Here is a 12,623-nt window from a genome sequence, read left to right on the forward strand (position 1 = left end):
TTTGTATTGCCAGCTCAAGACTGCGTCCTCCCTCGCAATAAACCCTATATAATGTGCGCCCTTTAGCCATCCTGACTCTCAAGGAGCCTTAGTGAGCACGTTGCCACCCTGCCCGAAATGCAATTCCGAATACACCTACGAAGACGGCGCCCAGCTGATCTGCCCGGAATGCGCCCATGAGTGGTCCGCCAACGGCGAGACCGAAGCAGCCGGTGATGAAACCGTGAAGAAAGATGCTGTAGGCAATGTGCTGCAGGACGGCGATACCATCACCGTGATCAAGGACCTCAAGGTCAAGGGCACTTCCCTGGTGGTCAAGGTCGGCACCAAGGTCAAGAACATCCGCCTGTGCGACGGCGACCACGATATCGATTGCAAGATCGATGGTATCGGCCCGATGAAGCTCAAGTCCGAGTTCGTGCGCAAGGTCTGAACCTGCTGCTTCCATCCCGCGCCCGTCGCGGGATGGCGTTTCGCCCTCCCCGTTGATCCCGCGCAATATCCACACAGAAAAATCCAGAATCCGCCAATAGGCACTTGCTATTCCACGAATAAGAATTATTCTCATTGAAACCCATCAAGGAGAATGACTCATGACGTATTTGATCGATGCCTGGCTGGACCGCCCACACCCTTACCTGCGCATCCTGCATCGGGAAACCGGTGAAGTCTGTGCGGTGCTGGAAGAGGAAGCGCTGAATGAGCTGCAGGACCAGGGCGACCTGGACGTGAGTGGCCTGAGTTCCAGTGAGCCTGGGGTGTTGAAGGAGGTCGTGCGTAACCTGTTTCTGTTCTGCTATGCCCGAGCGTTGCGCCCGGCCACTGAGTTGAATGGCAAGTTCCATCCATGAAGCAAACTGTACAGTCTTTGGGAACGGGCTTTATGTGGGAGCGGGCTTGCTCGCGAAGCGGACAACACGGTGTATCAGACAGACCGCGTTGATGCATTCGCGAGCAAGCCCGCTCCCACACAAGCCCAACACCCGCAGTAATCAGCAGGTCTTACAGAACGTCGAGCAGCTCGACGTCGAACACCAGAACGCTGTGCGGCGGGATGCTGCCAACGCCTTGAGCGCCATAAGCCAGTTCGCTCGGCACGTACAGGCGCCATTTGCTGCCGGCATTCATCAGTTGCAGGGCTTCGGTCCAGCCAGCGATCACGCCACCGACCGGGAATTCTGCAGGCTGGCCGCGCTCGTAGGAGCTGTCAAACACAGTGCCGTCGATCAGGGTGCCGTGGTAGTGGGTACGCACTTGGTCTTCACGGGTTGGCTTGGCGCCAGTACCCGCGGTCAGCACTTCAAATTGCAGGCCAGAAGCCAGGGTGGTGATGCCATCACGCTTGGCGTTTTCAGCCAGGAATGCCAGGCCAGCGCCAGCAGCCGCTTCAGCCTTGGCAGCCGCTTCGGCTTGCATGATTTCACGGATGACCTTGAAGCTGGCAGCCATTTGCTCCTGGTCAACACGGCTTGGCTTACCGGCGAACGCGTCGGTCAAGCCGGCCAGGATCGCGTCGATGCTCACGCCCGGTGGCGGGTTGTCGCGCAATTGGTCGCCCAGTTGACGGCCAATACCGTAGCTGACGCGGGTTTCGTCGGTGGACAGATTAACTTCGGACATGAAGGTGCTCCGCTGTAGGACGGCACGAATATCCGTGCCCTCCAGATCTAAAAGGGCCAGCAGACTAGCACACAACACCCAACCTTGATGAGCGTCCCGCTATAGCTATCTACAGCCGGACACCCGTCGCCACTCCCCATGCTGGTGGTTCCATTCATCACCCTGGGACCGTGCCGATGAGTACGCCGAATCACCGCCTCCCCCTGCAACAACTCCACAGTCACCTGCTGGAAATCGCCCCAACGCTGCGCCCCCATAGTCGGCGCCCCGTCACCTTGCCAGATGAGCGGCTGGCACTGGACACCCTCAACACCACCCTCAAGCGCATCAACCAAGCCTATATGACCCAGGCCAGCGCCCTTTACCAGGCGCTGGACCTGACCGACCCCGGCCAACTGGCCAAACTGAAAACCCGCCTGGACACCCAGCTGCAACACCTGGATGACACCAGCACCGTCAATGGCCAGAGCCGCAAGACCTACCTGACTGACACTGCCGGCATCAAGGCGCTGGAACAGGAAACCCGGCTCAATGTCAGCGATACCTTGCTGTCCCCCCTCGACCTGCAGATGCTGGAAGACTGCTCCCGGCCTCCGACGTTGCGCCCTGGTCTGTACGCCTTGACCTTTGATTACCAGGACCGACGCATCGAATTCGCCGGGGCGTTCGTGCTGACACGCCAGGCTACCCCGAGCGTTGACCGCTTGAGCGGCGATGCCGTCGTGGGCCCGGTGCTGCTCTTCACGCCCTCACGTGGGTTGGAAGCCTTCGCCACCTTGCAAGACCTTGACCAGGGCCTGCTGCATACCATGGCACTGCGCAGCGGCCATGCTGAATTCAGCCGTCACTTGCCGGTGCAGTATCAGCACTTGGATGTCACCGATATCTGGCCGCTGGCACTGCAACCGATCACCGATCAACCGCTGTTCGAACATGCTTATCAAGCCCTGCTCGACAAACGTAAAAAAGACATCCACCACGCCCTGAGCCTGGCCGAAAATGCTCAGTTGAACGCTACCCAACTCAAGCAGCACCTCGACGACGCCCTCCACGCCGCGCTGCCCGACCTCACACTGCGCCTGGACATTCTCGCCCAACGCCTGCTGGAGCGCGACCTGTTCAATGCCCTGCCCGACTGGTATCGCAGCGCCAACACGCGCGAGCGCGCGACCATCGACCAGCACCTGCAGCGCTACAATCAAGCCCGCCAGGCTTTCCTCGAGCTGTTCGGCCCCGCCGCGACACCTCAAGCCCTGGCCCGCCATCAATGGGCCGAGCAACTGGCCGATGAGCTGGATATCCACGACCTGGACCCGGACCTGCTGCACATCACCACGCTTCGTACCGTGCCTCAGGTTGGCACCTACAACCAGCAACGGTCATTGGTGGAGCTGACCCTGCGCGGCCTGCACCCCGGCGACAGTACGCCCGGTTCGGCGTTCCTCGATCGCAGCACCTTGAGCTACGCCGGAGCGCCGCTTGGCGCCGCCCACGCGCACCTCAACCTGCCCACCTTGCTCACGCTGCTGCAAGACATGCAACCGCGCCTGGACTTCGCCAGCACGCTGAAAACCGCACTGGCCGCTCCACAAATCAAACGGGCGGCACGGAGGCTCTTCGATCAGCGCCTGGTGCTCATGGCCAACCTCGCCCGGCTGCAAGGCCATCTGGGCCCGGACGATTTCCAACGTTTCGAAGACTTGCAAAAACACACACGCCAATCGTTGCACGCCCAGACCGTGTTGCTCCACGGCGCACAACTCAAGGACCTGTGGCTGCTGCGCGAAGATGACGGCCAGGGCCAGGTCAAACGCCTCTTGCTGTGTACGCCCGACGCACCGAGCGCCCGGCAGTTCATCGCATTCAACACACTGCGCGAATGCCAGACCCATATCATCGGCTGGACGGACAGCAAGGCCCGCCTCAAGGGGCGCACCATGAGCGACTACCTGCTGGAGCAGGTGCCGCTGCGCTTCAGGCCAAAGATGCGTGACTTTCTGCGCAGCATCAGCCTGCGCCCTGACGCCAACGAGCACCTGGAAGTGACTTTTGGCAAACCGTGCACCTATGCCGACTGCCTGGAAGCGATCGCCGCGCACCAGTTGACGATACAGTTGGATGACTACGAGTTCAGCTCACCGGCCTGGTACCGCACGGCCTCTGTCAATGATCGCAGCCGCCTGGCAAGCCTGGCCGACGATGCGGCCGGCGCACTGCGTGTCTATAACGCAAGGCCAGACGCTGAATCCAGCGTCCCTGCGTTCGAGCGCTACCTGCATGACCAAGCCAGGCTCAGTCTCAACCGTCTGTTAGGTCGCCAGCAAAACGATATTGACCCGGATACAGTATTTGCCTATGCCCCCAAACCACTGGTGGGCGCTGCGGCGACGCCAGTGTCGTACACCACGCTGTATCGCGATGGGTATGAAGACGGCATCGGCTTTCTCAATGAAAAATTCTCAACCTCCGCGACCTTCCGCGGCCCGCCCGACGTAGACCTGAGCCCGTTGACAGCGCAGAACGTAGCACGCTCCGTCACGGGCGTCTGGATCGGTCAACGCTACACCGATGAAATCCGTCGACGCCTGCAAAACAGTGACAGCCCAGGCTATGACGAGCGACGCACTGCCGTGCTGGCCATCGTGCAACTGCAGATAAAAAGCGCGGCTCTGGAGTCCCGCCTGCAAGGGCATCTCACTCCAGCTGACCTGGCCTGGCTGGAGAAGGCCATTGAGGGTCTTTCCGACAGCGGCAACACCGAGCGCAACATCTACAGGGTGCACCGACTGTCCATTGATGGAGACTGGGTGATCGGCAACTACCTGTTCAGCCACGGCGACAACCCGATACTGCTTTACACCCCTGATGCGCCGGACGGCATCCGTTGGCGCGAGGCCAGGCTGTTCAACTACGTGCTCAAAAAAGTTGAGGGGATGCCCGCTTACTGGGGCGCGCGGGTACCGTTGCCGTCAATGGCACGGGTTGCACAGTTCCTGAAAACCGCTCGTGAAGGGTTGCCGGTCGAGATCGACCGCACCACCCCGAGCCCTGCCCGGTATGACAGCATCCAGCACATCACACCGCTGACCGATCTGCGCCATGAGTTCTACAACATGAGCCTGCAACGCAAGATCGATGACGTGCACGCGACAACAGTCAATCGGCTCCAGATGATCACTGGCATTCTGTGGACCTGCGTCGAGTGGCTGACCGCGGTCGCCACCATGCCGTTCCCACTGCTCAGTCTGACCCTGGGCGGCCTACTGGCCTTCAAGGACGCCATGCTCGCCCTCAACGCCTACCACCAGAACGACACGGACAGCGCCCTGCAGCACTATCTCGGCTACCTGGCCAATGTGGGTGGGGCGCTGTTGTTCGACGCGCGTCCGGCATTGAAGGGCGCCTTCAAGTCACTGCGTCCGACGATTCGCACGAGCACACAAGCTGCCGACAACGCAGTGCTCAGCCAGGTAGACATGCTCAAACCCGAGGGCATGCAGCCGGTGCTGTTCGACGGAAACTCACTGTGGGCGTCACACACCCCGGATGCATTGGGTCGCTACTTGCTGTATCGCCATGACCCGCAGAGCGGCCAGTTGCTGTCCACCTCACGGTTGGTCAACCGCAATGCCGACGGCCAATGGGTGCGTTCCGGTGTGGTCGGTGGCGGGCGCAAGAAATACGAAAAGCTGTTGGCCGACGAGAGCAGCCCACTGGAGGCATTCGACGTCGCGCCCGAGCAAGCCAAGACCTTCCGCGCGATGCTCGACCCGGAGTTCAAGGCCCGCCTGGAGGGGATGGGGGCCGAATATGGCGGTGCCGCACAAGGTAATGCCTTCAACCAAGCGGCCCCCTTGCGCACGGCGTATGCCAAGCAGATCGAACGGCTGAACCAGCGTGCCGACGCCTTCTTCCCGGCGCTCCCCGCTGCAGCGCCCAAGTCCCCCTTGCCCGTGTTCGCGGTCGATACCGCACCTGTGGATATCCTCAAGTCCCTGTTCAATCGCCACAAACGCCTGATCATCGGCGCCCTCGACAGCTCCATCGCCAGCAAGCAACTGTTGATCGAACAATTGCCTGCGCTGGCCGAACAGGGGCTCAAGCGCGTCTACATCGAAAACCTGCCCCGCGACCTGTTCCATCGCAAGCTGAAGGTCCTCAACAACCAGCTCGGCGGCAACAAGGCCCAGGCGCTGGCCCAGATCGAGCGGCATCTGATGCAAGTCGATCAAGCCCTGGGGCTCACGGCCGATGCCCCGTTCACTTATCGAAAATTGCTGCTGGAAACCCAACGCTTGAATATTGCCATCGATGGCATCGACGGGTCCGCCTCGTACCATATGGAGCACGTACTGGCTCTTGGGGAGGGTCCGCGCTTCATTCCCCGCAGCAGCAAGCTGCGCAATGCCTACTCCCACTCCGTGATTGAACAAAACCTGAAAAACAACCCCGGCGAAGGCTGGTTGGCGCTGGTGGACTCCAACCGCCTGGGCACTCATGAACAGGTCGCGGGCCTGGCAGATCTACAAAACACTCCGGCCCTGCGGGTTGAAGACGCCGCACCCGGCCAACGCATCGGCGTATGGCCCGACACCGCCACCCGCGCGCAGTCTCGCGGTGACTTCATCCTGACCCTGCCAACCATCCACGCCACGTTGCGCAGACCCAGTACGTCGGGCACACCGGCGGGCGCTGCCAGCCATTACGCCGCGTTCGACCTGCCCTCGGACATTCGCAGCGATATCAACCTGATCAGGCAGACCCATCGCGGCCTCGACACTCGCTACTCAATTGCCACCCCCCGACATGCTGCCGCGCAATCCACCTTCAGCCAAACCCGGCAGCGGCTTTCGGACAACGCCAAGATTTTTTTCAACGAGCTCACATTGCCCCCGCGCAGTTTGCCGGCGAACCTGGCCACGACCAGCAGTGAAACCGTGTTCATCGAGCGGCTGTACCAACAAAAACTCGGGCTGGTCATTGGCGAAGCCCACAGCGCCCGCGCCAGCAAGCGGCTGCTGATCGACAACTTCAAGCTCCTGAAAAAACAGGGCGTCAAGACGCTATACATGGAGCATCTGCTCACCGACCTGCACCAGGCCGCGCTGGAGACTTACCAGCGCACGCTGAAAATGCCGCCCATTCTGGAACATTACCTGCTGAGTCTGGACGCCGGTCACATGCCGCAATACAGAGGCCCGGACACCTTCACTCAAGTCGTCAAGGCAGCCAACAAGCACGGGATCCGCATACGCGCACTGGACTGCACCGCCAGCTATCACGTCAAAGGCCTCGGTGGGGATACCCCCCGCGCCCGGCTGTTCAGCTACTTTGCCAACCAGGTGATCAGCGCAGACCAACAGGCCCTGGGTCCGCATAAGTGGGTAGCGTTCATGGGCAGTACGCACACGGACATGTATGTCGGCGTACCCGGTATCGCGCAGTTGCAGGATGCCGTCAGCCTGCATGTGCGTGATACCGCGCCGTCATTGGCCAAACCGTTGCACAGCGCTGGCTGGCAGAGGGTTGACGACCGCTACGGCGTGGCCTTGCACAGCGACTACCGCGTTGAAGTGGGCATTGCAGGGCGGCCGCTGCCCCCCGTCGAACCGCTGCCGGACCGCAGCAAGCTAACGGCGCCCGGACAGTTCTTCATCGAGCGCCCCACTGACGGCGAGGCCAACCTGGTGCACTTCTCGCGCAGCAATGAAATTCTCACCACGCCGATTCAAATCGACGACAAGGGCCAGTACTTCGTCGAGCGCTGGGAGTCCTTCAGCCCCCTGCGCTTCTACTACTTGTCTCAATTGGTCGAGGCGCTCAAAACCCCTCCCCCAAGAGGCATGGGGCTAACACAAGTGGCCGGATAAGCCGCCAGCACCCTGCCCGTTCATCGGGCAGAGTGCCTGTTTCACCCCACCAGCCGAAAAAGCCATTTCAGATTCATGTATCGCCGCCGATACCCATCTACTTACTTTGGCTGGCTCAAACAACAACACCGTCCAGCAGACAAACATCAACTTGCGGAGCATTCGATGAACAGCTGGTTCGGCAACATCAGCGTCAACCTCAAACTGGGCCTGGGCTTCGGCCTGGTATTGGTCCTCACCTCGATCCTGGCCTTGACCGGCTGGACCAGCCTGGGCGGCCTGATCGATCGTAGCAACTGGATGAGCGACATCACCCAGCTCAACGCCTCGTTGACCAAGCTGCGCATCGTGCGCTTGCAGTACATGCTGGCCAACGGTGATGAGGCCGTGGCGCAGAACGTGCAGACCAACCTCGACGCCTTCGCCGCCCAGCAACAGAAACTGCTGGACAGCTTCAAGAGCCCGGAAAACCTCAAGCTGCTCAACGAGCAGAAGAGCATCATCACCGCTTACCAGCAGTCTTTGAACAAGATGCGCGAGGCCTATCGCAACGGCAGCGCCGCGCGCCAGGTCATGGGCGACAAGGCTGACATCGCCAACGCCCAGATCAACGCCCTGGAAACCAACGTGCAGCAGATGCCCGACAGTGCAGAGCGCTTCACGCAATACCAGGCCGTGACAGATGCCAAGGAAGACTTCCAATTGGCGCGCTATGAAGTGCGCGGCTACACCAACAACGTCAACGCCGAGACCGAAGCCCGCGCCGCCGCACAAATCGAAAAAGCCATCGGCGGCTTGAAGAAGCTGAGCGCCGCGTTCGGCAGCAGCCAGCAAGCCGCATTGGCTTCGCTGGAAACGGCACTGGGCGCCTATCGCAGTGCCGTGCAGAGCTACAAGGCCGCCAACGCCAACATCGTGACCGCTCGTGCCGAGATGACCACCCAGGGCACCGACATCGTCTCGATCAGCGAAAAGCTCTACGACATCCAGCTGGATCGCCGCGACGCAGAAAGCGCCCAGGCCCGCAGCCTGCAATTGATCAGCACCCTGCTGGCCCTGCTGGTCGGCATCATTGCCGCACTGGTCATCACCCGCCAGATCACCCGCCCACTGCAAGACACCCTGGCCGTGGTTGAACGCATCGCCTCGGGCGACTTGAGCCACAACATCCAGGTCACCCGCCGCGACGAACTGGGCGTGCTGCAACAAGGCATCCAGCGCATGGGCACCACGTTGCGTGAACTGATCAGCGGTATCCGCGATGGCGTGATGCAGATCTCCAGCGCCGCCGAAGAGTTGTCGGCCGTGACCGAACAGACCAGCGCTGGCGTGAACAGCCAGAAGATCGAGACCGATCAAGTGGCCACCGCCATGCACGAGATGACCGCTACCGTGCAGGAAGTGGCGCGCAATGCCGAGCAAGCCTCCCAGGCCGCCTCCGACGCCGACGGCCAGGCCCGTGAAGGCGACAAGGTGGTGGCCGAAGCCATTGCCCAGATCGAGCGCCTGGCCGCCGAAGTGGCGCGCTCCACCGATGCCATGACGCACCTGCAGCAAGAGAGCAACAAGATCGGCAGCGTGATGGACGTGATCAAGGCCGTGGCCGAACAGACCAACCTGCTCGCCCTCAATGCGGCGATCGAAGCGGCACGTGCCGGTGAAGCCGGTCGTGGGTTTGCCGTGGTGGCGGATGAAGTGCGCGGCCTGGCCCAGCGCACGCAGAAGTCCACCGAGGAAATCGAAGGTCTGGTAGCCGGTTTGCAGAACGGCACGCAGCAAGTGGCCAACGTGATGAACAACAGCCGCAGCCTCACTGACAGCAGCGTCGAACTGACGCGCAAGGCCGGCGTGTCACTGGAAAACATCACCCGTACGGTGTCGAACATCCAGTCGATGAACCAGCAGATCGCAGCCGCCGCCGAGCAGCAGAGCGCCGTGGCTGAAGAGATCAGCCGCAGTATCGTGAATGTGCGTGATGTGTCTGAGCAGACCGCAACGGCGAGTGACGAGACGGCTAAATCGAGTGTGGAGCTGGCGCGCTTGGGCAGCCAGTTGCAGCAGATGGTCAGTCATTTCCGGGTTTAAGCGTAATCAATGTGGCGAGGGAGCTTGCTCCCTCGCCACAGGTGCAAACTCAGACATACTCGGCCCTCCGTGAGTTGGGCCTTACCTCCAGCGCACTTACCGGAACACGTGAGCCCTCGGACGCAGGTCGATGCGTCCTTTGAGAGCGCAACCCCAGCCACTAACTGGTTTTTTTATTGCCTGCGATTTCCCCTCAGCCCTCGCCTTCCTCGACAAACACCAGCCGATTCCCAAACGGGTCTTTGATGCTCATCTCACGCGAGCCCCAGGGCGTGTCTTCAACCCCTGGCTTGGCATACCGGTAGTCCTTGCCCACCAACTGCTGCTGATAGGCGTCCACCCCTTGCGCCTGGATCCGCACCGCCGCGCCCGGCGACGCATCGCCATGGTGCTCGGACAAATGCAGCACGCAGTCACCCAGCGATACTTGTAAATACAGCGGAAAATTCGCTTCGAAGCGATGCTGCCAATCCACCTTGAACCCCAGGAAATCGACGTAAAACTCCAGCGCCTTGGCCTCGTCGAAAATCCGCAAAATGGGGGTGACTTTTCCTAAGTGCATGCATCCGCCTCCGTGTCTGAAAACCACAACTATAGGGGGTTCCATTGTTGAATGGCAGATCGAAATCGCAGGCAGCTCCCACAGTGGATCGCATTCATCCAGCCCCCCCGATCCACTGTGGGAGCTGGCTTGCCTGCGATGAAGGCCAAACCGATCTACCGCCCCGCCACAAACCCACCCCGCAAATCCCCACTGCGCGCCAGGAACCGCCCCGGCCTTTCACCGTTCGCCTGCCCTTCGCTGTAGCTCAACACGCCGTTGACCCACACCCCATCAATCCCTTCCGCTGCCTGCTGCGGCGCCTTGAAATCCGCCACATCGCGCACGCGCAACGGGTCGAACAGCACCAGGTCAGCCCAGTGCCCTTCGCGGATTTCGCCGCGTTCGGACAACCCGAATCGCGCGGCCGACAGCCCGGTCATCTTGTGCACGGCGGTATGCAACGGGAACAAGCCGACATCCCGACTGAAATGCCCCAGCACCCGCGGAAACGCCCCCCACAAACGCGGATGCGGGAACGGGTCTTCCGGCAGCCCGTCCGACCCGACCATCGATAAGGGATGCGCCAAAATACGCCGCACATCCGCCTCATCCATCCCGTAGTACACCGCCCCGGCAGGTTGTAGCCGGCGCGCGGCATCCATCAGCGAAACATCCCACTCGGCCGCAATATCCTGCAAATCACGCCCGCCCATCTCCGGGTGTGGCGTCGACCAGGTGATGGTGATGCGGAACGCATCGGTGACCTGCTTGAGGTCCAGCGTCGAAGAGCTCGCCGCATAGGGGTAGCAATCGCAGCCTACCGGGTGGGTTTTCGCCGCCTCTTCCAAGGACGCCAGCAACTGCGGACTACGCCCCCAGTTACCCGCGCCGGCGCACTTGAGGTGAGAAATGATCACCGGCGCCCTGGCATGCCGGCCGATCAGGAAGGCCTCGTCCATCGCCTCCAGCACCGGTTCAAATTCGCTGCGCAAATGGGTGGTGTACACCGCGCCAAACGCGGTCAGTTCCTCACTCAATTGCAGCACTTCATCGGTCTCGGCGTTGAACGCGCTGGCGTAGGCCAGGCCTGTGGATAAACCGAGGGCGCCGGCTTCGAGGCTTTCTTGCAGTTGCACACGCATGGCCGAAATTTCATCCGGCGTGGCGGTGCGATGCAGGTCATCCATATGGTTGCTGCGCAAGGCCGTATGGCCGATCAGCGCAGCGACGTTGACCGCTGGGTGGGCGCTTTCCACCGCAGCACGGTAATCGGAAAACCGTGGGTAAGTGAACGCCGCGCGCGTGCCCAACAGGTTCATCGGGTCCGGAGGGTCACCGCGCAAACTGACCGGCGATGCACTGATGCCGCAATTGCCGACAATCACCGTCGTAACCCCTTGGCTGAGCTTGGGCAGCATCTGCGGTTGGCGGATCACCACCGTGTCATCGTGGGTGTGCACGTCGATAAAGCCCGGCGCCAACACGCGCCCCGTCGCATCCACTTCATGGGTGGCCGTCGCCTCGGATAAATCGCCGATGGTCTCGATGCGCCCTTCGCGCAGCCCGACGTCAGCAACATAGCCGGGCGTGTTGCTGCCATCGATGATCAACGCCTGGCGAATCAGCGTGTCGTACGTCATGTCAGTCTCCAAGCGGCAGGCTGTCGGGGCCGCCGCGATAATCGTCCAGCGCCAGCTTGATCCGGCGCAGGCGCTCCTGGTTGTCGTCCGGCATGGCCAGCGCCAGCTCGGTGGCGAGCAGGTCGATGGCCAACAGCAGTCCGTAGCGCGCCGCCGTGGGTTTGTAGATAAAACTGGTTTCAGCCGGTTGCAGCGGCAGCACCACGTCGGCCAGTTCGGCTAGCGGGGAACCGGCAAGGGTGATGGCGATGATGCGCGCATCGTAGTTGCGCGCCAGCCTGACCACGTCCAGCAACTCCGGCGTTAGGCCGGTGAGCGAGCACACAATCAGCGCGTGCTCAGGGCCCAACGTCGCAGCGGTGACTCGCATCATCACCGGGTCATGGCTGGCGGCAATCGGATAACCCAGACGCACCAGGCGGACCTGCAACTCATCGCTGCACAGGCTCGACGGGCCGCCCATGCCAAACGCATGGATCATCCGCGCCTTGCCCAACAGGCTCACCGCATCGGCAAAACTCGCCTGGTTGAAACCCGACAAATGCTGGCGCAAGGTCGCCTCGATATCCCCCAGGATCTGCCGATGAAAGGCCGACTGTTCCGGCAACCCCGACGGGTCCAGGAAACGGCTGCCCACGCCACTGGCCTGGGCCAGTTGCAGGCGCAAATCGCGCAGATCCCGACAGCCCACACTGCGCGCGAACCGCGACAGCGTCGCCGTGCTGACCTCGGCCCGTTGCGACAACGCTTCCAGACTGGCGGACGCGGCAAACCCCACGTCTTCGAGCATCAGCCTGGCGATACGCCCTTCACCGGCGCTGAAAGAATCCTGGCGGGCGCGGATCTGGTAGAGGATGTCCATGG

Annotated in this window: 8 protein-coding genes and 1 pseudogene; 5 read left to right on the forward strand and 4 right to left on the reverse strand. The window is 61.6% G+C overall.

Annotated features, from left to right (window positions below; all coding sequences use genetic code 11):
- The first annotated feature begins 91 nt into the window (after positions 1 to 91).
- Both M2394_RS23640 and M2394_RS23645 read left to right on the forward strand, forming a co-directional pair.
- A complete protein-coding gene (locus tag M2394_RS23640) occupies positions 92 to 433 on the forward strand; it encodes a zinc ribbon domain-containing protein YjdM (protein ID WP_178923619.1) in 342 nt (113 codons plus the stop codon).
- Positions 434 to 593: 160 nt separating this feature from the next.
- Positions 594 to 851: a hypothetical protein gene (locus M2394_RS23645; protein WP_064454108.1), complete on the forward strand. Its 258-nt coding sequence runs from the start codon at positions 594 to 596 to the stop codon at positions 849 to 851.
- A gap of 151 nt (positions 852 to 1,002) precedes the next feature.
- On the opposite strand, the gene M2394_RS23650 is transcribed toward M2394_RS23645, so the two are convergent.
- Positions 1,003 to 1,620, reverse strand: coding sequence for an FKBP-type peptidyl-prolyl cis-trans isomerase (locus tag M2394_RS23650; protein ID WP_106578202.1), 618 nt, complete (start codon positions 1,618 to 1,620; stop codon positions 1,003 to 1,005).
- Between the two features lie 176 nt (positions 1,621 to 1,796).
- Here M2394_RS23650 and M2394_RS23655 point away from each other — a divergent pair, with 176 nt between their 5' ends.
- The 3 genes and pseudogenes from M2394_RS23655 (at position 1,797) to M2394_RS30570 (ending at position 9,575) form a co-directional block, all read left to right on the forward strand.
- A complete protein-coding gene (locus tag M2394_RS23655; protein WP_259174755.1) occupies positions 1,797 to 7,490 on the forward strand; it encodes a membrane-targeted effector domain-containing toxin in 5,694 nt (1,897 codons plus the stop codon).
- Positions 7,491 to 7,790: 300 nt separating this feature from the next.
- Positions 7,791 to 8,672: pseudogene (locus M2394_RS30565) on the forward strand (methyl-accepting chemotaxis protein); the annotation flags it as partial.
- Positions 8,673 to 8,870: 198 nt separating this feature from the next.
- Positions 8,871 to 9,575, forward strand: coding sequence for a methyl-accepting chemotaxis protein (locus M2394_RS30570; RefSeq protein WP_405046582.1), 705 nt, complete (start codon positions 8,871 to 8,873; stop codon positions 9,573 to 9,575).
- A gap of 193 nt (positions 9,576 to 9,768) precedes the next feature.
- On the opposite strand, the gene M2394_RS23665 is transcribed toward M2394_RS30570, so the two are convergent.
- The 3 genes from M2394_RS23665 to M2394_RS23675 form a co-directional block, all read right to left on the reverse strand.
- Positions 9,769 to 10,137: a glyoxalase superfamily protein gene (locus M2394_RS23665; protein ID WP_178923613.1), complete on the reverse strand. Its 369-nt coding sequence runs from the start codon at positions 10,135 to 10,137 to the stop codon at positions 9,769 to 9,771.
- A 155-nt stretch (positions 10,138 to 10,292) separates the two neighbouring features.
- Positions 10,293 to 11,759, reverse strand: a complete 1,467-nt coding sequence (locus tag M2394_RS23670) for an amidohydrolase family protein (RefSeq protein ID WP_259174757.1) — start codon at positions 11,757 to 11,759, stop codon at positions 10,293 to 10,295.
- A gap of 1 nt (position 11,760) precedes the next feature.
- The gene (locus M2394_RS23675) at positions 11,761 to 12,621 is read right to left on the reverse strand and encodes a MurR/RpiR family transcriptional regulator (RefSeq protein WP_259174758.1); all 861 of its coding nucleotides are present in this window, start codon (positions 12,619 to 12,621) and stop codon (positions 11,761 to 11,763) included.
- Between the last annotated feature and the right edge of the window lie 2 nt (positions 12,622 to 12,623).

It is taken from the genome of Pseudomonas sp. BIGb0164 (assembly GCF_024810135.1).
In the GTDB taxonomy this organism is placed as follows: Bacteria; Pseudomonadota; Gammaproteobacteria; order Pseudomonadales; family Pseudomonadaceae; genus Aquipseudomonas.